The organism is Phaeobacter sp. LSS9 (genome assembly GCF_003443595.1).
Taxonomy (GTDB): Bacteria; Pseudomonadota; Alphaproteobacteria; order Rhodobacterales; family Rhodobacteraceae; genus Phaeobacter; species Phaeobacter piscinae.
In genome coordinates this window covers 390,446-414,675 of sequence record NZ_CP031956.1, presented here as the reverse complement: position 1 = coordinate 414,675, position 24,230 = coordinate 390,446, and the positions used below count along the sequence as shown (strand labels likewise).

The 24,230-nt window shown below is 60.8% G+C and carries 21 protein-coding genes; 7 read left to right on the top strand and 14 right to left on the bottom strand.

The window, feature by feature from the left end; all coding sequences use genetic code 11:
• Positions 1-38: 38 nt before the first annotated feature.
• Positions 39-704, bottom strand: a complete 666-nt coding sequence (locus tag D1820_RS02030; RefSeq protein WP_118067703.1) for a sulfotransferase family 2 domain-containing protein — start codon at positions 702-704, stop codon at positions 39-41.
• A 169-nt stretch (positions 705-873) separates the two neighbouring features.
• On the opposite strand from D1820_RS02030, the gene D1820_RS02025 reads away from it, so the two are divergent.
• Both D1820_RS02025 and D1820_RS02020 read left to right on the top strand, forming a co-directional pair.
• Positions 874-2,502 carry an AMP-binding protein gene (locus D1820_RS02025; RefSeq protein ID WP_118069979.1) on the top strand — a complete coding sequence of 543 codons (1,629 nt, stop codon included), beginning with the start codon at positions 874-876 and terminating at the stop codon, positions 2,500-2,502.
• Between the two features lie 113 nt (positions 2,503-2,615).
• Positions 2,616-3,626 carry a hypothetical protein gene (locus D1820_RS02020; protein ID WP_118067702.1) on the top strand — a complete coding sequence of 337 codons (1,011 nt, stop codon included), beginning with the start codon at positions 2,616-2,618 and terminating at the stop codon, positions 3,624-3,626.
• An 88-nt stretch (positions 3,627-3,714) separates the two neighbouring features.
• On the opposite strand, the gene D1820_RS02015 is transcribed toward D1820_RS02020, so the two are convergent.
• The 6 genes from D1820_RS02015 to D1820_RS01990 all read right to left on the bottom strand — a co-directional run bounded on the left by D1820_RS02015 (position 3,715) and on the right by D1820_RS01990 (position 10,180).
• Positions 3,715-5,037, bottom strand: a complete 1,323-nt coding sequence (locus tag D1820_RS02015; protein WP_118067701.1) for an SPOR domain-containing protein — start codon at positions 5,035-5,037, stop codon at positions 3,715-3,717.
• Positions 5,038-5,243: 206 nt separating this feature from the next.
• Positions 5,244-5,876, bottom strand: coding sequence for a uracil phosphoribosyltransferase (gene upp, locus D1820_RS02010; RefSeq protein ID WP_118067700.1), 633 nt, complete (start codon positions 5,874-5,876; stop codon positions 5,244-5,246).
• A 140-nt stretch (positions 5,877-6,016) separates the two neighbouring features.
• The gene (locus D1820_RS02005) at positions 6,017-7,237 is read right to left on the bottom strand and encodes a phosphopentomutase (protein WP_118067699.1); all 1,221 of its coding nucleotides are present in this window, start codon (positions 7,235-7,237) and stop codon (positions 6,017-6,019) included.
• Positions 7,237-8,547 (bottom strand): thymidine phosphorylase, encoded by a 1,311-nt coding sequence (locus D1820_RS02000; protein ID WP_118067698.1) that lies wholly within the window; start codon positions 8,545-8,547, stop codon positions 7,237-7,239. Before D1820_RS02000 ends, D1820_RS02005 begins: the two co-directional genes overlap by 1 nt.
• Before the next feature lie 3 nt (positions 8,548-8,550).
• Positions 8,551-8,943 (bottom strand): cytidine deaminase, encoded by a 393-nt coding sequence (locus D1820_RS01995; RefSeq protein ID WP_118067697.1) that lies wholly within the window; start codon positions 8,941-8,943, stop codon positions 8,551-8,553.
• A 139-nt stretch (positions 8,944-9,082) separates the two neighbouring features.
• The gene (locus tag D1820_RS01990) at positions 9,083-10,180 is read right to left on the bottom strand and encodes a cupin domain-containing protein (RefSeq protein WP_096788984.1); all 1,098 of its coding nucleotides are present in this window, start codon (positions 10,178-10,180) and stop codon (positions 9,083-9,085) included.
• A gap of 152 nt (positions 10,181-10,332) precedes the next feature.
• Between D1820_RS01990 and D1820_RS01985 the strand changes: the two genes are divergently transcribed.
• The 3 genes from D1820_RS01985 to D1820_RS01975 all read left to right on the top strand — a co-directional run bounded on the left by D1820_RS01985 (position 10,333) and on the right by D1820_RS01975 (position 16,410).
• Positions 10,333-12,621, top strand: a complete 2,289-nt coding sequence (locus tag D1820_RS01985) for an NADP-dependent malic enzyme (protein WP_118067696.1) — start codon at positions 10,333-10,335, stop codon at positions 12,619-12,621.
• A gap of 312 nt (positions 12,622-12,933) precedes the next feature.
• Entirely contained in the window at positions 12,934-14,823 is a 1,890-nt protein-coding gene (prpE, locus tag D1820_RS01980) for a propionate-CoA ligase PrpE (protein WP_118067695.1), read from the top strand.
• 144 nt (positions 14,824-14,967) lie between these two features.
• Entirely contained in the window at positions 14,968-16,410 is a 1,443-nt protein-coding gene (locus D1820_RS01975; protein WP_118067694.1) for an amidase family protein, read from the top strand.
• 359 nt (positions 16,411-16,769) lie between these two features.
• On the opposite strand, the gene D1820_RS01970 is transcribed toward D1820_RS01975, so the two are convergent.
• Positions 16,770-17,531 (bottom strand): NAD kinase, encoded by a 762-nt coding sequence (locus tag D1820_RS01970; RefSeq protein ID WP_082035072.1) that lies wholly within the window; start codon positions 17,529-17,531, stop codon positions 16,770-16,772.
• A gap of 170 nt (positions 17,532-17,701) precedes the next feature.
• Between D1820_RS01970 and glyA the strand changes: the two genes are divergently transcribed.
• Positions 17,702-19,000, top strand: coding sequence for a serine hydroxymethyltransferase (gene glyA, locus D1820_RS01965; protein ID WP_118067693.1), 1,299 nt, complete (start codon positions 17,702-17,704; stop codon positions 18,998-19,000).
• 79 nt (positions 19,001-19,079) lie between these two features.
• Here the strand turns inward: glyA and D1820_RS01960 are convergent, their stop codons facing one another.
• The 4 genes from D1820_RS01960 to D1820_RS01945 form a co-directional block, all read right to left on the bottom strand.
• On the bottom strand, positions 19,080-19,364 hold the full coding sequence (locus tag D1820_RS01960; RefSeq protein WP_014874314.1) for a hypothetical protein: 285 nt from the start codon (positions 19,362-19,364) through the stop codon (positions 19,080-19,082).
• Between the two features lie 78 nt (positions 19,365-19,442).
• Positions 19,443-20,120 (bottom strand): PspA/IM30 family protein, encoded by a 678-nt coding sequence (locus tag D1820_RS01955; protein WP_118069977.1) that lies wholly within the window; start codon positions 20,118-20,120, stop codon positions 19,443-19,445.
• Positions 20,121-20,212: 92 nt separating this feature from the next.
• Positions 20,213-20,800 carry a TetR/AcrR family transcriptional regulator gene (locus tag D1820_RS01950; RefSeq protein WP_118067692.1) on the bottom strand — a complete coding sequence of 196 codons (588 nt, stop codon included), beginning with the start codon at positions 20,798-20,800 and terminating at the stop codon, positions 20,213-20,215.
• Positions 20,801-20,874: 74 nt separating this feature from the next.
• Positions 20,875-21,240 (bottom strand): hypothetical protein, encoded by a 366-nt coding sequence (locus D1820_RS01945; protein ID WP_040173064.1) that lies wholly within the window; start codon positions 21,238-21,240, stop codon positions 20,875-20,877.
• Between the two features lie 144 nt (positions 21,241-21,384).
• Here D1820_RS01945 and D1820_RS01940 point away from each other — a divergent pair, with 144 nt between their 5' ends.
• Positions 21,385-22,143 carry an alpha/beta fold hydrolase gene (locus D1820_RS01940; RefSeq protein WP_118067691.1) on the top strand — a complete coding sequence of 253 codons (759 nt, stop codon included), beginning with the start codon at positions 21,385-21,387 and terminating at the stop codon, positions 22,141-22,143.
• Positions 22,144-22,172: 29 nt separating this feature from the next.
• Here the strand turns inward: D1820_RS01940 and D1820_RS01935 are convergent, their stop codons facing one another.
• Together D1820_RS01935 and D1820_RS01930 are read right to left on the bottom strand one after the other, a co-directional pair.
• Positions 22,173-22,355 carry a hypothetical protein gene (locus D1820_RS01935; protein WP_118069975.1) on the bottom strand — a complete coding sequence of 61 codons (183 nt, stop codon included), beginning with the start codon at positions 22,353-22,355 and terminating at the stop codon, positions 22,173-22,175.
• 282 nt (positions 22,356-22,637) lie between these two features.
• Positions 22,638-24,011: a PAS domain-containing methyl-accepting chemotaxis protein gene (locus D1820_RS01930; RefSeq protein WP_118067690.1), complete on the bottom strand. Its 1,374-nt coding sequence runs from the start codon at positions 24,009-24,011 to the stop codon at positions 22,638-22,640.
• Positions 24,012-24,230 lie beyond the last annotated feature (219 nt).

Sequence of the window (24,230 nt, the reverse complement as noted above, 5' to 3'; positions counted from 1 at the left end):
GGCGGAGGCTTCGAAAACCCCGTGATTCCATCTCTCGACTACTGGTCTATCGGTGAATCGTTAAAAGAGTATTCAAACTGGGCAAGATCCATTGCACAGGCCTCTGCCACCGCCATACGTGCCGCATCTGTATAGGCCGCTTGCCAGCCGCGCGGGCGCTCAGAGACATTGGCTACGGGCAGGCGCAGCTCAAACCCCAGGTGATCGAACAGGGGTGCGGCGTCCTGCGCGAAATGCTCAAGCCGGATATAGCACGCGCATTGTTCCACCCCGTCCGCACGCCGCATATAGGCGCGCGCCGGGGTGGCACGAAACGCTGCCAGCATCTTGGGATGACAGGCAAAATCGGGAAAATCCAGCGTCTTCGCCAGCGGAACCGAAGGGTGATCGAAGCTCTGTGCCCGCAGCCAGTGATAAAGGCTCAGCACCCGATCAAACGGGTTCCGCACCAGTGTAAAGGCAAAGAGACCCCACAGCTGCGCCTCGGGCACCAGCCCGTCGATATCCGCCAGTGTTGAATGTTTCCACAATCGGCCCCGCGTTTTAACGCCCTTGAGGCGTCGCCGCCGCTTGCTGGCCTTTGGCGTATCGCCAAGCATCATATCATCCGCCATGGCCCGCGCCTCCAGCGCCAGCGACAACGCGGTGCCTCCGGTCTTCGGAATATGCACAAAGACGTAGGAACGGCCGGGTGACAGGATCATGGCGCCAAGCTAAGCGGTTTACTCCCCGAAGAAAACCCGGGCTGACACGGTGTGGCAGCGTGGTCGCCCGCTGTCATTGAAAAACAAAACTGCCTTATGCCTTCCCTTGGGTGTAACTATGCGCAATATCTTGAACCAACGACGCATGAATCATCTTGAGGAGGCCGAAATGGGCTGGATGTCGGACGAGTCAGGACTGGAGAAGACAGCCGCCAACTATGTGCCACTGACACCGTTGTCACATCTGCGTCGCGCCGCACATGTGTTTGCCGATGTGCCTGCCCTGGTCTACGGCACTCATCGCAAGACATATGCCGCCTATTACGACCGCTGCACGCGGCTGGCCTCAGCTCTGGCCGGGATGGGTGTCCACCCCGGTGACGTCGTCGCCACGCTGATCCCCAATCTGCCGGCCCAGGCCGAGGCGCATTTCGGGGTGCCCGCCTGTGGCGCTGTGCTGAATACCATCAACACACGGCTGGATGTCAGCACGGTCGCCTATATCTTCGATCATGGAGAGGCCAAGGTGGTGTTGGTCGACAGCCAGTTCCTCACCCTCGCCGAGGAGGCAAAGGCCGCCTGCGATGGCCCGGGACCGCTGATTATCGAGGTGCCGGATGATCAAGCGGGCCACCCGGCATCAGGCCGCCATCCGATCTATGAGGATATCCTTGCCGCTGCGGCCCATGATTTCGACTGGATCATGCCGCAGGACGAATGGGAAAGCCTTGCGCTAAATTATACTTCCGGCACCACGGGTCGGCCCAAAGGTGTCGTCTATCACCATCGCGGCGCGTACCTCATGACCATGGGCACGGTGATTTCCTGGCGCATGGTGATGCAGCCGAAATACCTTGCCATTGTCCCCCTGTTTCATTGCAACGGCTGGAACCACACCTGGATGATGCCGGTTCTGGGGGGCACGCTGATCTGCTGTCGCGATATCACCGCGCCTGCGATCTACGATGCAATCGCCGATGAAGGCGCGACCCATTTCGGCGGCGCGCCCATCGTGCTCAATATGCTGGTGAACGCCGCCGAGGACGACCGTCGCCAGTTCGATCACACGGTTGAGGTCTTTACCGCAGGCGCCCCGCCCGCCCCTGCGACATTGGAGAAGATCGAGGCGCTCGGCTTTCATGTCACACAGGTCTACGGGCTGACGGAAACCTACGGCCATGTCACCGAATGCCTGTGGAAAGGTGACAGCTGGGATACGCTGGACCAGCAGGGCCGTGCCGCAATCAAGGCCCGTCAGGGCGTCGCCTTCCCGATGATGGATCATATCACGGTCATGTCCGATGACATGCAGCAGATCGCGATGAACGGCCAGGATCAGGGCGAAATTGTCATGCGCGGCAACTCGGTCATGAAAGGCTATCTGAAGAACCCCGATGCCACCGCCGAAGCCTTCCAAGGCGGATATTTCCACTCAGGTGATATCGCTGTGCAGCACCCGGATGGCTACATCCAGATCGCGGATCGCGCGAAGGATATCATCATCTCCGGCGGCGAGAATATCTCTTCGGTTGAGGTGGAGGGCGTGTTGATGGGGCACCCGGATGTAAACCTTGCAGCCGTGGTCGCCAAACCCGACGATAAGTGGGGTGAGGTGCCCTGCGCCTTTGTCGAACTGAAGCCCGGCGCAACCGTGGACCCCGCCGATCTGATCCGCTTTGCCCGCGAAACACTGGCAGGTTTCAAAGCCCCAAAACAGGTGATTTTTCAGGAGCTTCCGAAAACCTCGACCGGGAAAATCCAGAAATTTGAACTGCGCCAGCAGGCCAAGGCACTCTGACATGGGTTCATAAAGCACGCGCGGACGGAACTGTCGCAAAGTCAATTGCTGACGCCCGGATCGCCGTGCTATTTGATCTGTGAACAATTAGCGGTAAGGGTGCATCGTTTTTCATGACGGCATTGCGGGAATATCAACGGCTTGAGGCTGCAGCCCTGTGGCGCGCCGCCCCTGATGCGCAGCGGCGCGATGTTATCGTTTCGGTCGGGGACGCAACCCTGACCATCGCCGATATGAATGACCGGCCGTTGGCGCATTGGTCCCTTGCAGCACTTGAACGCCAGAATCCCGGCAGTTTCCCGGCCCTCTTTCATCCCTACGGAGATCACGGCGAGACGCTGGAGATTGCCGAAGATGAAACGGCCATGCTGGATGCGATCAACCGGTTGCAATCTGCCCTCACCCGCGCGCGGGCCCGCCCGGGCCGCCTGCGCGCTGTTACGCTGCTCTCGACATTAGCGGTTGCGGCCGGGCTTGCCGTGTTCTGGCTGCCCAATGCGCTGCTGTCCCATACGGTCGACGTGGTGCCGGATATCAAGCGCAAGGCGCTGGGGCAGGCCTTGCTCGGCCGGATTGAGCGGGTGTCGGGTCAGGCCTGCAGCACGCTGGAGACCGCGCCCATTCTGGACCGGCTGGCGGAGCGGCTGGATGTACGCCAGCTGGTCATCCTGCGCAGCGGTGTGGCCAGCAGCCTCTATCTGCCTGGCGGTATCGTCCTGCTGAACCGTGATCTGGTCGAGGATCACGAAGATCCGGCTGTCGCAGCTGGCGCCGTTCTGGTTGAACGCGCCCGCGCTGTGGAACAGGACCCGCTGGCTGAACTGCTGGCCGCCGGGGGCATCCGGGCGACCTTCAGGATGCTGACAACCGGTGAGCTGACACGAGCGACCTTGGACCGTTACGCAGAAACCGTCATCAGCGCGCCGCGCCCGACCCCGGATGAGACCACGACGCTCGCGGAGTTCGCGCGCGCAGCGGTGCCCTCCAGCCCCTACGCCTATGCGCAGGACATCACCGGTAAAACGGTGCTTGGCCTGATCGAAGCCGACCCGATGGCCGGGCGCGAGCTACAGCCGGTGCTGAATGATCGTGACTGGGTTCAATTGCAGAGCATCTGCGGCTGAACCGGCCCAAGTTGCTCTCACGGGGATCCTGAGACGTCGCAAACCACGCGCCCTTAGCATGCCCTGTGCCAATCTGCTGATCTGCTGCCTACTTGCTCAACCGCGCCCCGGCAAAACCTGCTGCGCGCACTTTGGACAGGGCCGACTGAGCCGCCTGCCCACCAGTGAATGGCCCGGCCAGCACCACCTGCAAGGTTTGTCCCTTGCGGTTGACCCGTCCCAGACGTACCGGCAGTCCCTTTTGGCGCAGCCGCTGTGCCACCGCTTCCGCCTGCGTCACATCGGCAAGGGTCGCGGCCCGCACATAGCGGGAGGGCGCAACAGGCGCAGACATGGCCGCTGAGGCCTCTCGGCGCGGGGTGGTGCCCGCCGAAGGTTGCGAACGCGTGGACAGACGGGTGACGAGGATATCATCCTGCGCCACGGCTGCCGCGGCATCAGCCCGCTGTCTTGCAGAGAGGGTCACAACAGGCCGGTCTACCGGGCGGCGGATCCCCTCGCGCGGGACGGTGCGTGTCCAGATTGCGGTCCCCTGCGGCCCCCGGTTCGGATTGTAACGGTCCTGACGGGCAACCCGCACGTATCCGGCAGGCACCCCGCCATTGGCACGCGCCAGAACACCGCCGAGTGACATTTCGGCCCGACGCGGGTTCAGGCGATCATCGCCCCAGGCCCGACGATAGCCCTCAGGCACCTTCAGACCACGGCTCAGCGCGCGTTCCTGATAGACATGTTTGGGAACCACGCGGGTGTTAGGGTCCAGAACCGATGACAGGCGGTTGCTGCCCCCCTGCGGGCCGCAGCGCACATTACCAGTCTGGTTGATGTATTGCTGGCTCAGCGCCGAAGCACCGGGACAGCGGCCATAGCCCTGACTGACGACGGTGGGCGCGGCGGTGGGCGGGCGATAGGCGTCATCCAGCAGCGGGCGCTGTCGCGGCACCGAGCCGGTAGAGGCCGCAGTCCGCACCGGCTTGGCCTGCCGAACCGCGCTGCGCTGTGGCTTGATGGTCGTGACACTGCGCGGCGCGGTCGATGCTGCGACCAGGGGTGTGCTCTCTTCTGCGACGGTGATCTCCGCGCCATTCGCGCGTTGGTCTGCTGGCAACGTGATCAACTCAGGTCCCGGTGCAGAGGTCGCTTTCGGCGCGCTTGGTGCGGCAGCCACTTGTGTCGGCTCAAAACCACACAGCTGCTTGCGGCTTCGGGTCACGCGCGGCACCCATGTGACAGTGCCGTCGATACCCGCCCGGATGAAAACACACCCGCGACTGTCGACATATTGCTTGCCCTCAAAGGAGGCAGGCGGAAACTCAGCCGGGGCTTCGGTGGTGCGGGCTGACTGCGCATGCGCCCCGCCAAAGCTGGCCGCCGCGATCAAGGCACTTGCAATAATTCTAGTAAGCGTCATCCGAAAGCCCCACAATATATGGCGGCAGGATGCCTGAAAAGCGAATCTGAGTAAAGCAGGGTTTCCGCAAATTAGCGAAAGTTCCCAAAGGCATCAGCGCGCCCGATAGGCCCGGATCAAGCAGGGAGCCCCCCGCAATGCAGCAAGGGCGCCCGCAATCGGACGCCCCTGTTTCTACGTGCGGCACATGCCGAAACAGCAAATGGCTACTTGGTCCCGAACATCCGGTCGCCCGCGTCGCCCAGTCCCGGCAGGATATACCCTTTCTCGTTCAGCTCACGGTCGAGAGAGGCTGTTACAATCGGCACATCCGGGTGCGTTTCTTTCATCAGATCCACCCCTTCGGGCGAGGCCAGCAGGCACAGGAAACGGATGTCATTGGCACCGGCTTCTTTCAGCAGATCAATCGCCGCCGCAGAGCTGTTGCCAGTGGCCAGCATCGGGTCAACCGCGATCACCAGACGATCCTTCAGCTCCTCCGGGGCCTTGAAATAATACTGAACCGGCTGCAACGTTTCCTCATCCCGGTAGAGGCCGACAAAGCCGACCCGCGCCGAGGGGATCAGCTCCAGAACGCCGTCCAGCATGCCATTGCCCGCCCGCAGGATCGACACCAGCGCCAGTTTCTTACCCGCAAGGATCGGCGCTTCCATTTCTTCCATCGGTGTGTCGATGGTGGTGGTGGTCAGCGGCATCTCGCGGGTGATCTCATAGGCCAACAGCTGGGTGATCTCGCGCAGCAGGCGACGGAACCCGGCGGTTGACGTGCCCTTGTCGCGCATCAGGGTCAGCTTGTGCTGCACCAGCGGGTGATCGACAACGGTCAGGTGATCGGACATTGGGCACTCCTTTCAGGAAAATTCAAACTCTCTTAGTCCTTGCACCGCAGGACAGGCAAGGCGGATTTGCCGTGTATTGGCGTAATACCCCGCAAACACTACGGGGATAACAGGCCGGGATCCTTCACCGGCCCGCTTCATTATGTCCTGAGTGCTGGTCGCCCCGGCCCCCGCGCAGGCACGTTCAGATGCGCGGCAACCGTCGTCGCCACATCCGCGAACCCAATGGTGCCCAGGGGGCCGACCCCGGCCCCGGCGATCAGCACCGGCACCTGTTCACGCGTGTGATCGGTCCCCGGCCAGCTGGGATCGTTGCCGTGGTCCGCAGTCAGGATCAGCAGGTCTCCGTCCCGCAGCAGTGGCAGCAATCGACCGATTTCTGTATCGAACCATTCCAGCGCCCTCGCGTAGCCCGAGATATCGCGCCGGTGCCCATAGAGACTGTCAAATTCCACAAAATTGGCAAAGATAAGGCTCCCCTCCTCGGCCTCTGCCACCGCATCGTGGAGATGCTGCATCAGGGTCGCATCGTCGCCTTTTTTCAGCGTATCTACCCCCTGCATAGAGAAGATATCACCAATCTTGCCAATGGCATGCACCGGCTGGCCTGCGTCCTGCACCCAATTGGTCAGGATCGGCGCAGGTGGCATAATGGCATAGTCACGCCTATTGGTGGTGCGCTGGAATCCAACCTCCGGTGTTCCGGTAAAGGGCCGCGCAATGACGCGACCCACTTTCATTTGATGCAGATAAGGCGCCACCGCCTCGCAGAGCGCCAGCAATCGGTCCAGACCAAAGGTTTCCTCATGCGCTGCGATCTGAAACACGCTGTCAGCAGAGGTATAGCAGATCGGCAAACCCGACTGCATATGCGCGGCGCCATGTTGGGCAATGATCGCAGTGCCCGATGCATGACAATTGCCAAGGATCGCCTCGGTTCCTGCCGCTGCGCAGACATGTGCAACCAAGTCGTCCGGAAAGGCCGGTGTCTGATCGGGGAAGTAACACCAATCCCATGGCACCGGCAGCCCGGCCAGTTCCCAATGACCCGATGGCGTGTCCTTGCCCCGGCTGATCTCGCGGGCCGCGCCCCAACGCCCGGTGATCCCGGCGCCCCCAAGATCCGGGCAGGGCACAGCGGACGCCAGCGCGACCGCAGCTCCCAGGCCCAACTGATCCAGATTGGGCAGGTGCAGGGGGCCACTGCGCCCCTCCTCCGCCCGTCCCTCTGCGCAGGTCTGGGCAATATGGGCCAGCGTATTGGCGCCCAGATCAGGTAGATCGCCGTTGAAATAAGCCCCGGCATCCGGCGCACCGCCAATCCCGACCGAGTCCATCACCACAAGAAACGCGCGCGGCATTATGAAATCCTTTTGTAGATCAGGGGCGGCACCTCCGGCGCAGCCTCTGACAGCTGATAGGCCGCGCGCAGACGTGCCTCGGCCACTTCCGCCGCCGCCTCATCCGCTGCGTGAACGATCCCCAGCTGGTCGCCTGCAGATAGCTTCCGGCCCAGCGGCGCCAGTTCCGACAGCCCAACAGCAGCGTCCACCACATCGCTTTCGATCATGCGTCCGCCGCCCAGCTGGACCACCGCCAGACCTAGCGCTTCGCCATCAATGGCGCTGACATAGCCGGCCTGCTCCACTTTTATAACGCGTTGCACCGGCGCGGTCGGCAGGATGCTCTGCCAGGTTTCGGCAAAATCACCCGGTCCCCCCATGGCGGCCACCATCCGGGCAAAGCGCTCAGCGACGGCTCCGCTGGCAATCGCCTTGCGGATCATCGCAGCCCCCACCTCGGCATCCGCCGCCAGCCCACCATGGGCCAGCAACACACCACCCTGCGCCGCCGTCAGCTCCGCCAATGCACCGCTTTGACCTGACACGCCGGTCAGCACCCGCATGACCTCCGCCACCTCCAGCGCATTGCCCAAGGCAGGTGCCAGCGGCTGGTTCATATCAGTGATTAACGCCGAGGTTCGGCACCCTGCCGCATTCGCCGTCTCACTGAGACTGCGCGCGAGGGCCTCCGCCTCTTCCAGCGTCTTCATGAAGGCACCGGAGCCGATCTTCACATCCAGCACCAGCGCATCTGTACTTGCGGCCAGCTTCTTCGACAGGATGGACGCGGTGATCAGATCGAGACTGTCCACGGTGGCCGTCACATCGCGGATCGCATATAGCCGCTTGTCCGCCGGAGCGATCTGCGCCGTGGCCCCGACGATGGCACAGCCCACGCTCTGCATCATGGCCATCAGGTCCTGCTCGGACACCTGGGTGCTGACGCCCGGAATGGCTTCCATCTTGTCGAGCGTGCCGCCGGTATGGCCCAGCCCCCGCCCCGAAATCATCGGAACATACGCCCCGCATTCCGCCAAGGCCGGGGCCAGCAGCAGCGACACACAATCGCCGACGCCGCCGGTGGAGTGTTTATCCAACACCGGCCCATCCAGATCCCAGCGCAACACATCACCGCTGTCCCGCATTGCAAGCGTCAGCGCCCGGCGGGCCTCCACGCCCAATCCCCGCAGACACACCGCCATAGCAAAAGCGCCGGCCTGCGCATCGGACACCGTGCCATTGGCCAGCCCTTCAGCAAACCAGCGTAAATCTGCGTCACGCGGGGTGTCTCCCCGGCGCAGGCTGGCAATGATTGCGCGCGCATCCATAGCTTAGCTCCGCTCCATGTGATCCGCGCCAAAGGCCCCCGGAAGCAGGTCACCAATGGTGGTCTCACGCTCCAGACCGTCGGTTGTGGCAAGCGTCACCTGCACGTCAGCGGCGCCGAACTCGGCCAGTTTCTGACGGCAGCCCCCGCAGGGCGGGATCGGTGCGGGGCAGTCGGCAATCACATAGGCAGCCTCCAACTGCGTCTCACCGGCAGCCACCATGGCCGCAATGGCGCCCGCCTCAGCGCAGGTCCCCTCAGGGTAGGCAACATTTTCAACATTGCAGCCAACATAGACGGTTCCGGACGCCGCTCTGATCGCTGCGCCGACCTTGAAATTGGAATAGGGCGCGTGTGCGTTTTCACGAACGGCGGTGGCAGCGTCTTTGAGGTTCATGGCGATTCCCTAATTTTTTGATCATTTGGTCAGAATTGGTGACCCTAGCGGATTTTGCCGAGGGAGTGAAAGCCCCCCCGGCACATGCTGGCGACTGTAACACACCATCCGGCCCAAGCCGCCACCCGCTGATCGCGCCTCAGGCTGATGGGTCGCCCAATGTGGTGTTGAACACCCCGGGCAAGGTCACTTCAAGCAGCTCCACATCAGCCGAAGGCGCGCTCAACCGGGTCTTCATGCCCGGTGGAATGACGAATGCGTCGCCCTGTTCCAGCTGAAACGGCTCTCGTCCCTGCCCTTCGAGGGTCAGCGTGCCATTCATTACAAAGGTGAAGTGAATATCGGTGTCATGGGCCGCCCACTGCGGCGCGCCCTCGCCCCGGCGCACCACCTGCACCCCGGCCACGCCTTTGGTGTTCTCGGCAATCGACGTGTCGCGGCAGATATACCCCGGCAGGCGGAACGGCGCCCATTCGGCACCCTCGGCCGTGTTGTAGACAAACCGCTGGCCCTGCCATTCGCGTTCTGGTCTCAGATGGGGTGTCGGCAGCGTCATCTCATGATCGATCTCGGTCACGTGTTCAGCGGGCACGCCAATTTCGATCACCTGCACATTGTCGCTGGCTTCCAGCACCCGGTGACGGATCTCCGGCGGCTGAATGAAACAGTCGCCCGCCGTCAGCCGCATCTTCTCGCCCTGATCCTCGTAGACCACATCAACCCAGCCATGGATGCAGAAGATCAGTTGAAAGCCGACCTTGTGAAAATGCACCATATCCGGAACCGGCCCCCCATCAGGGATGCGAATATGGCTGGCAATGATTGACCCGCCCAACCGGTCCGGCACCAGATCACGGTAGTGCATGCCAGCCCGCCCGATGATCCAGGGGGCCTGATCCTTCAGTCGCCGCACCACAAAGCTGTGAACAGTTTCCGGCATCACCAGTGGCGGGTTGCGCTCCTCAATCTCGATCTTGGTGCCATTGGGGGCTGTCAACCGGCGGGCGCCTTCTGCAAACCCGTCAGGATCGTCTGTCAAAATACGAATGGTGCCGGGGGCTTCACTCGCGCCCCGTTCGATCCGCAGCCGCAGACCATGGCCGGAGAACACCCCGATCGCCGGATCATCTGCCGGGTAGATGGAATCGAGCTTCATTCCAAGTGTTTTGGTATAAAATGGAATATCGTCCCGCAGCTCCTGCGTGGGCAATCGCAGCTCCGCAATCGTATCGGTCATTTGTCGCTCCCTTGAGGTATTTTTTCACCACAGTGAGACGAAGCGTGTTCAGGTGCAAGCACTTGCCCACCCCTGCAGCGGCAGCCATGAATAGCCTGTTTCCCTGACGTCAAAAGTCGTTTAACACTAAACTATAGTCTCTGGAGCGCCTGATGACCAAAAATCCGAAATCCGATACCCAAACCCTGCGCGACGCCGCATTGCATTACCATGCCTATCCCAATCCGGGGAAGCTGGAGATCCGCGCGACCAAGCCGATGGCCAATGGCCGGGATCTGGCGCGCGCATATTCGCCCGGAGTCGCCGAGGCCTGTATCGAAATCAAATCCGATCCGGCGGATGCGGCAAAATACACCTCACGCGGCAATCTGGTAGCGGTGGTGACCAATGGCACGGCGGTTCTGGGTCTGGGCAATATCGGTGCGCTGGCCTCCAAACCCGTGATGGAGGGCAAGGCCGTCCTGTTCAAAAAATTCGCCAGCATCGACTGTTTCGATATTGAGGTGAACGAGAGCGATCCAGAAAAGCTCGCCGATATTGTTTGTGCGCTGGAACCAACCTTCGGCGCGATCAACCTTGAAGACATCAAGGCCCCGGATTGCTTCATCGTTGAGAAAATCTGCCGCGAGCGGATGAACATCCCGGTTTTTCACGACGACCAGCACGGCACCGCGATTGTCGTGGGTGCTGCCGCCAAAAACGCGCTGCATGTGGCGGGAAAACGGTTTGAAGATATCAAAATCGTGTCGACCGGTGGCGGCGCTGCGGGCATTGCCTGCCTCAATATGCTGGTGAAACTGGGTGTGAAGCGCGAGAATATCTGGCTCTGCGATCTACACGGTCTGGTCTATGAGGGCCGCACCGAGGATATGAATCCGCATAAATCGGCCTTTGCACAGAAGACCGATCTGCGCACATTGGATCAGGTCATTGACGGCGCCGACCTCTTTCTCGGCCTCTCTGGTCCGAATGTGCTGAAGCCGGAGATGGTCGCCAAGATGACCGACCGGCCGATCATTTTTGCCCTCGCCAACCCCAACCCGGAAATCCTGCCGGATGTGGCACGCAAGGTCTCTCCTGATGCGATCATCGCCACCGGCCGCAGCGATTTCCCAAATCAGGTCAATAACGTGCTTTGCTTCCCGTTCATCTTCCGCGGAGCGCTGGATGTCGGCGCGACAGAGATCAACGACGAGATGCAGATCGCCTGCGTCGAGGGCATCGCCGAAATGGCGCGCATGACCACCTCTGCCGAAGCCGCCGCCGCCTATCAGGGGGAACAGCTGACCTTTGGTGCGGACTACCTCATCCCTAAACCATTCGATCCGCGCCTTGTTGGGGTGGTGTCATCCGCCGTGGCCAAGGCCGCGATGGAAAGTGGCGTTGCGCAACGCCCCATAGACGATCTTGCAGCCTATCGGGCCAAACTGAACCAAACCGTGTTCAAATCCGCGCTCCTGATGAAACCGGTGTTTGAGGCGGCAAAGGCCGCCGCACGGCGCATCGTCTTCACCGAGGGCGAGGATGAGCGCGTGTTGCGCACTGCCCAAGGCATTCTGGAAGAAACCACCGAGACACCGATCCTCATCGGTCGCCCAGAGGTGATCGAAACCCGCTGCGAACGCCTTGGACTGCGTATTCGTCCCGGCACCGATTTCCAGATTGTGAACCCGGAAAACGATCCGCGCTACTATGATTACTGGACCAGCTATCACCGCGTCATGCAGCGCGAAGGCGTGACACCCGATCTGGCCAAGGCGATCATGCGGACCAACACCACCGCCATTGGTGCCATCATGGTTCATCGCGGAGAGGCCGACAGCATGATCTGTGGCACCTTTGGTGAATATCGCTGGCATATGAACTATGTGAACCAGGTCCTTGGCGGCGGCACCTATGAGCCACATGGTGCGTTGTCACTGGTGATCCTTGAGGATGGGCCGCTGTTCATCGGGGACACCCATGTGCGGATTGAACCCACCCCCGAACAGATTGCGCAGACCGTTATCGGTGCCGCGCGTCATGTCCGTCGGTTCGGTCTGGAGCCGAAAATTGCACTCTGTTCACAATCTCAGTTTGGCAACACCCGTTGCGATTCCGGTGCCCGCCTGCGCGCTGCGATCCAGATTTTGGACGAGACGCCCCGCGATTTCATCTACGAGGGCGAGATGAATATCGACACCGCGCTGGATCCCGAACTGCGCGCGCGGATTTTCCCGAACTCACGGCTGGAGGGTGAAGCCAATGTGCTGATCTTTGCCCATGCCGATGCGGCGAGCGGCGTGCGCAATATCCTGAAAATGCGCGCCGGAGGGCTGGAGGTCGGGCCAATCCTGATGGGCATGGGCAACCGGGCGCATATCGTGTCCCCGTCGATCACCGCACGGGGGCTGCTGAACATGGCCGCCATCGCCGGGACACCAGTCACCCATTATAGCTGACATCTGACATCCGACTTGCCGGTCACTTGTCAGCAACACGCAAAATGCCCGCAGGCGCACGCATAGAATCACTGCGCCTGCGACCTGACCTCTGCCAGGGGTCCAACGCGCAGTCACCAGCTAGACTTTGCAAACCCACCGCCATCTTGCTGTTAATTCCGCGAACGGACCCTGTTTGCAAAACTTTGCAACATAGAATTGGCAAAAAATGCAAATTTCTTGCGCCAATCTGACGCGACGTCGCGCAGCGCGCTTGCCCGGTGACGGTCCATGCGCCTAACTCATTGCCAAGGATGAGTGAGGAGGAACCGCATGTCGTATTCAGAGGTCTATGAGGGCTGGAAGGCCAATCCGGAACAATTCTGGATGGAGGCAGCTGAGGCGATCAGCTGGGACAGCCCACCAAGCAAGGCCCTGACCGACAAAGGCGATGACCTTTATGAGTGGTTCGCCGATGCCAAGGTGAACACCTGCTACAACGCCGTCGACCGCCATGTCGAACAGGGGCGCGGCGAGCAGACAGCGATCATCTACGACAGCCCGATCACCCATACGAAGCGCGAAATCTCCTATGTTGAACTGCGCAACCGTGTCGCCACATTGGCCGGCGCCCTGCGCGCCAAGGGCGTGGAGAAAGGCGACCGCGTCATCATCTATATGCCCATGATCCCCGAGGCACTGGAGGCCATGCTGGCCTGTGCCCGTCTGGGGGCTGTGCACTCTGTGGTCTTTGGTGGATTTGCGGCCAATGAACTCGCCGTGCGCATCGATGACGCCACGCCCAAGGCGATCATCGCCGCCTCCTGCGGGCTGGAGCCGGGGCGCACGGTGCATTACAAACCCCTTCTGGACGGCGCGATTGAGCTGGCAACCCACAAACCGGACTTCTGCGTGATCTTCCAGCGCGAGCAGGAAGTGGCAGAGCTGGTCGAAGGCCGCGATGTGAACTGGCACGGGTTCCAATATGGCGTCGAACCCGCAGAATGCGTCCCGGTTGAGGGCAATCACCCAGCCTATATCCTCTATACCTCCGGCACCACCGGCCAGCCCAAGGGCGTGATCCGCCACACCGCCGGGCAGTTGGTGGCGCTGAACTGGACGATGAAGAACATCTACAACGTCGATCCTGGCGATGTGTTCTGGGCGGCCTCAGATGTGGGTTGGGTCGTGGGCCACAGCTATATCTGTTACGGTCCGCTCATCCATGGCAACACCACCATCGTGTTTGAGGGCAAACCCATCGGCACACCGGATGCGGGCACGTTCTGGCGAGTGATTTCCGAACATAACGTCAAAAGCTTCTTTACCGCCCCCACCGCGTTCCGGGCAGTGAAGCGCGAAGACCCAAAGGGCGAATACGTCAAGAAATACGACCTCAGCGGCCTCAAACAGGTCTATCTGGCCGGTGAGCGTGCGGATCCTGACACCATTACCTGGGCGCAGGAACAGCTGAAGGTGCCGGTAATTGACCACTGGTGGCAGACAGAAACCGGCTGGTCGATTGCCGCCAACCCGCTGGGGATCGAAGAACTGCCGACCAAGCTTGGCTCGCCTGCGGTGCCGATGCCCGGCTATGAGGTCGATATCCTTGACGAGGGCGGCCACCCTGTTGCGGCAGGCGAACTGGGCGCGATTGCGGTAAAACTGCCACTGCCGCCTGGCACGCTGCCGACGCTGTGGAATGCCGAAGACCGGTTCAGGAAAAGCTACCTCACCACCTTCCCCGGATATTATGAAACCGGTGATGCCGGCATGAAGGATGAGGACGGCTATCTCTATATCATGGCGCGCACGGATGATGTCATCAATGTCGCGGGCCACCGCCTGTCCACTGGCGCGATGGAGGAGGTTCTGGCAGGCCACCCAGATGTGGCCGAATGTGCGGTCATTGGCGTCAGCGACAGTCTGAAAGGGCAGATGCCCCTCGGCTTCCTCTGCCTCAATTCCGGTTGTGAGACCCCACATGACGCGGTTGTCGCGCAGGTGGTCAAGCTGGTGCGCGAGAAAATCGGACCGGTTGCCGCCTTTAAGCTGGCCTGCGTCGTGGACCGGCTGCCGAAGACCCGCTCCGGCAAGATCCTGCGGGGCACCATGGTAAACATCGCTGATGGCACCGATTGGAAAATGCCCGCGACCATCGACGATCCCGCTATTCTGGATGAGATCACCACTGCATTGCAGGGGCTTGGCTACGCGAAGTAGCGCGCACCCGGCCGTACTGGGCACCAGATTTGTTCTGATACTGAATAGTTGCCGGAAACCTGAACAGGTTTTCGGCTTTTTGCCGTGCGGTTTCCCTTGCAACTCGGATGCCCCCGCCTACCCTGCCAGCAAGGAGGCATCTATATGACACAGAGCGACATCTGGCGATTGAGCGCGACAGAACTGAGCCAACGCACCATAGCGGGCGATCTGACGGCGGAGGCGGCGGTCACGGCCTCTCTCACGCGCATGGCTGCTGTAAATCCCGATCTGAATGCGGTGGTGGAAGATCTGAGCAGCGACGCCCTTGATCGCGCGCAAAAGCTGGATAAAGCACGCGCCGGCGGCACACCCTGTGGCCCGCTGCACGGCGTCCCTGTCACGATCAAGATTAACGTCGATCAGGCGGGGCATGCGACCTCCAATGGGGTCAGCGCACTGAAGGATCTGATTGCACCGGATGATGCCCCGGTGGTGAAGAACCTGCAGGACGCAGGCGCAGTGGTGATCGGGCGCACCAATACACCTGAATTTTCCTTCCGGGCCGACACCGACAATCCGCTGCATGGTCGTACGCATAACCCTTGGGGGCGGCATATCTCGCCGGGCGGCTCCTCTGGTGGTGCCGGGGCCGCTGTGATGGCGGGAATTGGCGCTTTGGCCCATGGCAACGATATTGGCGGCAGCTTGCGCTTCCCCGCCGCTGCCAATGGTGCGGTGACGGTAAAACCCGGCCTTGGCCGTGTGCCCGCCTGGAATCCCAGCCAATCGGCGGAACGGGGCATTCTGGCGCAAAGCATGTCCGTCCAAGGGCTGATCACCCGCAGCGCCCGCGATTTGCATCTGTCGATGCCCAGCCTGATTACGCCAGACCCGCGCGACCCGTTCCATGTGCCCATGCCTTGGCGTGGCGACGCACCGGACGGCCCGATCCGCGTTGCCTTCTCCAAGGAGACCTACGGCTATGATCTGCACACCGAGGTCAACGCCGCCTTGGATGACGCCCGTGCAGCCCTGTTGGATGCGGGTTATCAGGTCGAAGAAGTCACCCTCCCGGATGTCTTCGACGCAGGCCGCACCGGCTATCGCGCCCTGATGGGGGAGGTCTATGCCCTGATGAAGGGCGACGTTGATGCAGCCGGCTCACAAACCGTGCGCGATATCTTTGAAGTCTATTTTCAGGAATTCCCCCCCTTCGCCGGGGTGGAGCTCCTGCAGATGATGGCCAAACGCACACAATACGCGCGAGACTGGTCACTGTTCATGCAGCGCTACCCGCTTGTGCTGACCCCCTTCCTGCCACAGCCCTTCTTCAAACCGGATCGTGACACGGAAGGTGCCACGGGTGTGCATGAGGTGCTGGGGTGTGCAGTCTATTCCTATGCGATGAATTTTCTGGGCCTGCCCGCCGCCTCAGTGCCAAGCCGCCTTGCCGAGTTGCCATCCGGACCACAGCCGATCAATGTACAGATCGCAGCCCCCCGGTGGCGCGAGGACATGGCGGTGGACGCCTGTATCGCAATCGAGGATCGCATTGGTCCCATGTGCGACGCACTTTGGCGACGGATGCCAATTGCAAGCGGGTGACGCAAAGAAATCCGGGGCTCGGTATGCGCCGACCCCCGGATATTCCGATACCACCGGATACTCGTTCACGAAAATCATCACACGAAGGATGCGGGACCATCGCCCCGGCGTTTCCCGCCTTCGAGGACCCAAACGCGCGCAGATGGTGACCACCGCACAGTCCGGCTAACGCAAAGTTTAGGTGCTTAAATAAGGGGCCGATGGCCATCCCGGTAGATCGTGCGCCCCTCGTCGGGGACGCTATGCCCTTTGGCTGTCACCGCTGGCATCGGCCTTATGTAGAGTTCGATTATCGCACAAAATCGCGAGGCCCGCGTTCACAAACGCGTGATACAACCTTAAGGTAGCACCCTCTTTCGTTAGGTGAATTGTTCCGAGATCAACCGCTCTTCCAGTCCGTGGCCGGGATCAAACAGGATCTTGTGGCGGATCTTGGTCTGGGTTGCGATCTCCACCCAGCGAATATTGGCAAAGGAGACAGAGTCCGCATCAGCCATCACCGGTCGCTTCTCCGGCTCCAGCACGTCAAACCGCACGGTGGCATTGCTGGGCAGCAATGCGCCACGCCAGCGGCGCGGGCGGAACGCAGCGATAGCGGTCAGCGCCAGTACGTCGGATCCGATCGGCAGGATCGGACCATGGGCGGAATAGTTATAGGCGGTGGATCCCGCAGGCGTCGAGACCAGCGCCCCATCACAGACCAGTTCCGCCATGCGTTGCCGCCCGTCGACAGAGATTTTCAGCTTCGCCGCCTGCGGCCCGGCCCGTAGCAAGGACACTTCGTTGATGGCAAGCGCCCGGTGGCTGCGCCCCTCACCATCCATGGCCACCATAGACAGCGGGTTGATGATTTCCTCTTCTGCAGCCTGCAACCGCGCCAGCAGCCCGCTGGCGCTATACTCGTTCATCAAAAAGCCGATGGTGCCCCGGTTCATGCCATAGACCGGCGCGGGCAGGTCAATCGTCTCATGCAGCGTGTCCAGCATGAAGCCATCACCGCCTAAGGCGACGATCACATCCGCGTCTTCCTTCGGCACAGTGCCGTATCGTCTTACCATTTCGGCTTGTGCTGACTGCGCCACCGGAGCCCGGCTGGCCAGAAAGGCGATTCTCATGGTCATCAAATCTGTTTCCGGTGTTACGCAATTCGTTCCGAAACAATCACAGCTTTCCCAAGATTGCCAGTCTTGCCGCTCTCAGCAAGGAATTCGTCGTATTCCGGGCTTTCAGGGCGGTGGTGTTTCCGATAGGAAATCTCACAAATGGAACGCCAACTCATGGAGCCAGCAGCATGACCGAGACCACTTCCCGCGACCCCGGTTTTTTCACCCAATCCCTCGCCGAGCGCGATCCGGAGCTGTTCGGCTCAGTCACGGATGAACTTGGCCGTCAGCGCGACGAGATCGAACTGATCGCGTCGGAAAACATCGTCTCCGCCGCCGTGATGGAGGCGCAGGGCACCGTCCTGACCAACAAATACGCCGAGGGCTACCCGGGTCGTCGCTACTATGGCGGCTGCCAATACGTTGATGTTGCAGAGAACCTTGCCATCGACCGCGCCAAGCAACTGTTCGGGTGTGAATTCGCAAACGTGCAGCCCAACTCCGGTTCGCAGGCGAACCAGGGTGTGTTCCAGGCGCTGATCAAACCCGGCGACACCATCCTTGGTATGGATCTGGCCTCCGGCGGCCACCTCACCCACGGCGCGCGCCCCAACCAGTCCGGCAAATGGTTCAACGCCGTTCACTACGGTGTGCGCGAAGAAGACTGCCTGATTGACTACGACCAGGTTGAGGCCCTCGCAGTTGAGCATCAGCCCAAGCTGATCATCGCCGGTGGTTCCGCCATCCCGCGCGTCATCGACTTTGCCCGCTTCCGCGAGATCGCTGATAAGGTTGGCGCCTACCTGCATGTCGACATGGCGCATTTCGCCGGTCTGGTCGCCGCGGGTGAGCACCCCTCCCCCTTCCCGCATGCCCATGTTGCCACCACCACCACGCATAAAACCCTGCGCGGCCCGCGCGGTGGCATGATCCTGACCAACGATGCCGATATCGCAAAGAAGGTGAACTCCGCGATCTTCCCCGGTATCCAGGGTGGCCCGCTGATGCATGTGATCGCCGCCAAGGCTGTCGCCTTCGGGGAAGCACTGCGTCCGGAGTTCAAAGACTACCAGAAGCAGGTGCGCGCCAATGCCGTGGCCCTCGCGGATCAGCTGATCAAGGGCGGTCTGGATATCGTCACCGGTGGCACCGACACCCATGTCATGCTGGTCGACCTGCGCCCCAAAGGCGTGACCGGCAACATCGTGGACAAGGCTCTGGGCCGCGCCCATATCACCACCAACAAGAATGGCATCCCGTTCGACCCGGAAAAGCCGACTGTGACCTCGGGCATCCGTCTTGGCACCCCGGCGGGCACCACCCGTGGCTTTGAAGAAGCAGAATTCCGCGAGATCGCGGATCTGATCATCGAAGTTGTCGACGGTCTGGCCGCCAATGGCGAAGATGGCAACGCTGCGGTCGAGGCTTCGGTACGTGAGAAAGTGGCCGCCCTCTGCGCCCGCTTCCCGCTCTACCCGAACCACTAAGCCGTTCGAATGAAAAAAGAACCGCCGCGTACCCTTGGTGCGCGGCGGTTGTCTTTTTGGGCTGTGACTGCCTACCGGATCAGAGCGGTTTGGTCTCAGCCAACGCCTCTTCCAGCATCTTCTCATTGCGCGCCTCTTCGATGCGGCGGATACGGTCCTCGCTTGAACGGATGTCAAAGCGGTATTTCACAACGTTGATCAGGCTCAGTGTCAGCAGCATGATGCCCATACCCCAGAAGCCTTTGGTTGCCAGCGGCACCTCGGTCGAAAGCCAGAGCGAAATCCCCAGCATCCCGTAAGCCACGGCCACACCGGCCACATTGAGGGTGATGATCAGGTTGTTGTCGTTGCGTGCGTTGGTCATTGGGTCTCTCCCGGTTGGTGGTCTTGGTTTTTCAAATACTTAAGAAAGCTGCGCCAATTTCTGGGCGCTGGCGATGTGTCAGCTTTTCGGCGTCAGCCGCGCCAGAACATCCGCAGCCGTACTGCGTGTCGGGGCGCCGAACCCGGCATCCGCCAGATCGTCTGCCACCGTGCCATGGCTCAGCCCGGTTTCGATGTCCTTCAGGATTTCGCTATGCTCAAACGGATCCTCGGCAGACATCACACGATTGATCAGCGCCTCAGCCTCGCCCAGCGTGTCGCCGGATGCTTCGCCCCGCGCCATGCCACTATGCGCGCCTTGCGCCTTGCGGGTGGCCCGTGCTGCAACTGCGCCCTGTTTCAGATCCATCAGACGGCGATGACAGGATTCTACGGATTGGCGCAGCTGCAGGCTGCGCTGCTCCAGCATGTCGACCGTGCTGCGACGCATGGCTTGCTCGTTTTCCAGCTCGGCAATGGCGGTGGCCGCAGCCTGCGCCAGATCCTGGCGATCCTCTGCAAGTGCCGCTCGGGCCCGCTCCGTCAGATCGTTGATCCGCGTTGTGACCGCCTCCAGTTGACGGGTCTCCATACGGGATTTCTGGATCAAACCGGCCAGCGCCTGTTTGGCGCGGGTCAGATCTGCCTCACCGGCGCGGATCTTCTGGTCGATTAACTCAATCGCATAGGTGTCGCTCAACCGCTCTTCAGCGCGGGCATCAATGCCCCGGATCAAAGTCTTAATCGTTGCAAACATGGCTTCCTCCAAATCGTGAACACCGTTCATGAATTTGGTATAGGGAAATATTGAACGCCGTTCAAGGACTATTTTGAACGATGTTCAGGAAATCATGTAAGGCGTGACAATACCTCGGAAATCATCCGCTCAATTTGGTCCACCGGCACGCCAGAGATGCGGTTCTCCAACCCGAGAAGCACGATTCCATGCACGGCCGAGAACAAAGCCCGCACCATGAGCACCAGATCCTCGGGTGTTTTGTGGGGAAAAATCTCCGCAACCGGCGCCGCAATGTTTGAAAACAGATCCTCCAGCGCGGCGCGGTACCAGTCAGGGACCTCCGTCTCCTCCGCCTGCACATCGAACAAGGCGCGCCACAGCCGGGTATTCTCAGCGGCGAATCCCAGATACGCATTGCTCATCAGGATCAACCGTTCGGTAGGCGCCGCAGCTTCCGCCCCGTCGAGAGACCGCCGCACAGCCTGCCCCAACGCCTGGAAGGTCTGCCCGTTCACCGCCATCACGATGGCATTCATATCGTCAAAGGCATTGTAAATGGCGCCCACCGCGCAGCCCGCGTCCGTCGCAAGATCCCGCGCCCGCAGTGCCCCTGCCCCATCACGGCGAATGCGGATCTCAGCCGCTGCCACCAGTTTTTCACGCAACTCTTGCTTGCGGATTTCGGCCTTGCTTGCCATTTGCTCTGCCCTTCAGTCTTGAACCACGTTCAAGATACCGGGCCGCGCCCGCAAGGGAAAGGGGGTGTCACGCCTTAGACAAACCCCCGCCAGCGCAGCACCACCACGAGCAATATCGCGACCACGATTAACGAGAAGGCCATTGTGGCGACGATATCCAGTAGCCGTCCGCGACGGCGGTCTGCCAGGTCGATGGACTTCAGGTGCTTGATCACCTCTCGCGCCGCGCGCTGCAACGGATCATGCTCAACCGTCAGCCGCAGCTTCGGGTGCGCCAGCAAATGCTGCGCCTCGGCAAGCCGCATACCCTGACGGTAGATCCGGCGTGGCAACCGGCGTCGCGCGTGTTTCAAGGCAGAGGCAAGGTCGCCGCCGGCCTGTTCGCGGTCTTTCAGCAGTTCCTGAACCTGTTCGATATCGCTGAGAAGTGTATCTGCCATGGATGGTCCGGGATCTGAAAAACTAACGGCACATTAACGACGCTTTGCGGTGCGCTCAATGGCCAGCCGGAGATATCAAACACAACAGCAATCCCCCGCGCAAAGGGGCTGGCGAGCGGACGATGCCGACGTTATCACGGGGATATGCTGAACACGATCCGCCACGGCGCCCCGACCGACAAGCCCACCCTGATGATCGCGCATGGGCTTTATGGCTCTGCCCGCAACTGGGGCGCAATTGCCAAGCGGCTTTGCGATGAGCGTGAGGTCATCGCAATCGATATGCGCAACCATGGCAGCAGCCCCTGGACCGAGACCCACAGTTACCACGATATGGCCGATGATTTGGCGGAGGTGATTGCAGCGCATGGCGGGCCTGTTGATATGATTGGCCATTCTATGGGCGGCAAGGCAGCGATGACGCTCGCCCTCAACCACCCCCAGGCGCTGCGCCGCCTGCTGGTCGCGGATATTGCACCGGTGGCCTATCAGCACAGCCAGATCCAGTACATCCATGCCATGCGTCAGGTTGATCTTGCCAAGGTCGAACGCCGCTCCGACGCCGAAGCGCAACTGGCCAACCTCGGCGTTGAGAAAGCCCTACAGAGTTTCTTCACGCAGTCCCTTGATCTGCCGAACAGGCGCTGGCGCCTGAACCTGGACACCCTGGAACACGACATGCCCCACATCATGGGTTTTCCCGAGACCGACGCGCAATGGGACGGCAGCACGCTGTTTCTGTCCGGCGCTGCCTCGGATTATGTCCTGCCGGAGCATCGCCCCCTGATCAAGGCACGGTTCAGCCAGTCACATTTTGCCAAACTTCCCGATTGCGGCCATTGGCTCCACGCCGAAAATCCGCGTGCCTTTGTGGCAACGGCCCGCGGGTTCTTCGACGCCTGAACGGCCCCCAGCCCAGGGCGCGGGGGTGATCAGCCCTGATACAGCCGCCGGGCCACCAGATAGGACACCGGCAGTCCGGCAACGGCGCCAACAGCGGCCGCCATCAGAATAGCCGGAACAGAGACATGCCCGGCCACCAGAACCGTGATCACAGCGGCCCCAGCAAGGCTGCTGCCGATCAGGGAATAGAGGATGGATGCTAGGCGGATCATGGCGGTCACTCCGGTCATGGGTTGGCAAGATTTGGTTATCTGTCACCATAAATCATGGTGTCGGAAGACCGGTCTTTGATCCTGATCAGTTCCAGGGCAGCACAGCGCCGAAATGGCCACTGATCAGCCCCTGAAAACACTGCGGTCAAAATACCAACCGCCGCAGCTGCTGGTGCAGTGCGGCGGCCATGTGCTGAGGACATTTGGTACAGACAGTTCCCCAGATCGTTCTTCTGAATGGGAGAGGCGGCGCCTCAGATGAACGGCCTTTTGACGCCTCATTCAGCCGGTTGCACGGACACCATAGCCCTGCGCTCCAGTGCCGCCGCTTCCAAATGACACGATGTTCTGGGTGCCCGATCCGGTCTTGAAGATGGAAATCTGGCGGGTCAACTCGTTGGCGTCATTGGAGAGTGTCTGGCTGGCCGCAGTTGCCTCTTCGACCATGGCTGCGTTGTGCTGGGTCACCTGATCCAGCTGGCTGACACCGGTGTTGATCTCCACAAGGGTCACCGATTGTTCCGCCGCACCGGTTGCGATTTGGCTGACATGGCCCGAAATCGTGCTGACGCTGCCGATGATTTTCTGCAGCTCCTCACCCGCGCGGCTTACCAGCTTCACACCGTTGCCGACATATTGCGAACTCTCGTTGATCAACTGCTTGATCTCACCCGCCGCGTCAGAGGATCGCTGCGCCAGCGCGCGCACTTCGGAGGCAACAACCGCGAAACCGCGCCCCGCCTCGCCTGCCCGCGCGGCCTCAACACCTGCATTCAACGCCAGCAGATTGGTTTGAAAGGCGATATCATCGATCACCGAGATGATCTGCGAGATCTTGCCGGAGGATTCCTCGATCTGCGACATCGCCGTCACCGCGTTGCTCACAACTTCGCCGCTTTCCTCCGCGGTTGCGCGCGCATTGCTGACGATGTCCTCAACCTCACGGGCGCCATCGGCGGCAGAACGCACTGTGGAGGTCAGCTCCTCAATTGCAGCGGCGGTTTCTTCCAGTGTGGCGGCCTGGGTTTCGGTGCGATGCGACAGCTCACTGGAGGACTGGCTGATTTCGGAAGCGGTGCTGCCAACCGCCTCCGCGACCGCCTTCACCGTTTCAACAGCGCCGTTCAACGTATCCTGCGCGTTGTTGAACGCCTCGCAGAGTACCCGCATGTCCGGCAATTCAGAGGGCTGTACCCGGTAGCTCAGATCCCCCTCACTCAGGGCTTCGAGCCCTTTTGAGATATCCTCAACACTGTTCTGCCGCGCGGTGATATCGGTGGCGAGTTTGATCACCCGCACCGTCTTACCCTCACTGTCGAGTACCGGCGCATAGGTGGCTTGGATCCAAATCTGCTCTCCGGTTTTCGATACACGCGGATATTGATCGGTGAAGAACTTTCCCGCGGCCAGATCCGCCCAGAACGATTTATAGGCGTCGCTGCGGGCATAATCGGGATCCACAAACATCGAATGATGCCTACCCTGGATTTCCTCAAGCCGGTATCCGACCGCGCCCAGGAAGTTTGCATTGGCTTCTAGGATCGTTCCGTCGGGTTCGAATTGGATCATGGCCTGAGTTCGATCGATCATATCCATGATCGACCGTTCCATTGTCGATTCAGCTTGCTGTTTTTTTGCATCACGTTTGAAAAACATCGTTACCCTCGGCCATACATTGAAAGTTGATCTAAAAATCAATATCGGAGGTTCCTTGCCCAAATATTAACTTTGAAAAATGCGCTACGTCAGGGGCCGGAGAGCAGCACCTCCCCTGTCTCACTCATAATTTCATTATTGCCTACAATAACTTAATTACCCTTCAAAGTGTTCACTATAGATCACAAAGACACGCATTTACGCTAGCGCTCGTTAGTA

Coding starts and splice junctions, on each gene's coding strand:
- D1820_RS02015 (WP_118067701.1), bottom strand. CDS start 5,037: ATGACGCTTACTAGAATTATTGCAAGTGCCTTGATCGCGGCGGCCAGC.
- D1820_RS02005 (WP_118067699.1), bottom strand. CDS start 7,237: ATGCCGCGCGCGTTTCTTGTGGTGATGGACTCGGTCGGGATTGGCGGT.
- D1820_RS01960 (WP_014874314.1), bottom strand. CDS start 19,364: ATGACCAACGCACGCAACGACAACAACCTGATCATCACCCTCAATGTG.
- D1820_RS02020 (WP_118067702.1), top strand. CDS start 2,616: ATGACGGCATTGCGGGAATATCAACGGCTTGAGGCTGCAGCCCTGTGG.
- D1820_RS01975 (WP_118067694.1), top strand. CDS start 14,968: ATGACACAGAGCGACATCTGGCGATTGAGCGCGACAGAACTGAGCCAA.
- D1820_RS01990 (WP_096788984.1), bottom strand. CDS start 10,180: ATGACCGATACGATTGCGGAGCTGCGATTGCCCACGCAGGAGCTGCGG.
- D1820_RS01950 (WP_118067692.1), bottom strand. CDS start 20,800: ATGGCAAGCAAGGCCGAAATCCGCAAGCAAGAGTTGCGTGAAAAACTG.
- D1820_RS01955 (WP_118069977.1), bottom strand. CDS start 20,120: ATGTTTGCAACGATTAAGACTTTGATCCGGGGCATTGATGCCCGCGCT.
- D1820_RS01935 (WP_118069975.1), bottom strand. CDS start 22,355: ATGATCCGCCTAGCATCCATCCTCTATTCCCTGATCGGCAGCAGCCTT.
- upp (WP_118067700.1), bottom strand. CDS start 5,876: ATGTCCGATCACCTGACCGTTGTCGATCACCCGCTGGTGCAGCACAAG.
- D1820_RS01945 (WP_040173064.1), bottom strand. CDS start 21,240: ATGGCAGATACACTTCTCAGCGATATCGAACAGGTTCAGGAACTGCTG.
- D1820_RS01995 (WP_118067697.1), bottom strand. CDS start 8,943: ATGAACCTCAAAGACGCTGCCACCGCCGTTCGTGAAAACGCACACGCG.
- D1820_RS02000 (WP_118067698.1), bottom strand. CDS start 8,547: ATGGATGCGCGCGCAATCATTGCCAGCCTGCGCCGGGGAGACACCCCG.
- D1820_RS01970 (WP_082035072.1), bottom strand. CDS start 17,531: ATGACCATGAGAATCGCCTTTCTGGCCAGCCGGGCTCCGGTGGCGCAG.
- D1820_RS01940 (WP_118067691.1), top strand. CDS start 21,385: ATGCTGAACACGATCCGCCACGGCGCCCCGACCGACAAGCCCACCCTG.
- prpE (WP_118067695.1), top strand. CDS start 12,934: ATGTCGTATTCAGAGGTCTATGAGGGCTGGAAGGCCAATCCGGAACAA.
- D1820_RS02030 (WP_118067703.1), bottom strand. CDS start 704: ATGATCCTGTCACCCGGCCGTTCCTACGTCTTTGTGCATATTCCGAAG.
- glyA (WP_118067693.1), top strand. CDS start 17,702: ATGACCGAGACCACTTCCCGCGACCCCGGTTTTTTCACCCAATCCCTC.
- D1820_RS02025 (WP_118069979.1), top strand. CDS start 874: ATGGGCTGGATGTCGGACGAGTCAGGACTGGAGAAGACAGCCGCCAAC.
- D1820_RS01985 (WP_118067696.1), top strand. CDS start 10,333: ATGACCAAAAATCCGAAATCCGATACCCAAACCCTGCGCGACGCCGCA.
- D1820_RS01930 (WP_118067690.1), bottom strand. CDS start 24,011: ATGTTTTTCAAACGTGATGCAAAAAAACAGCAAGCTGAATCGACAATG.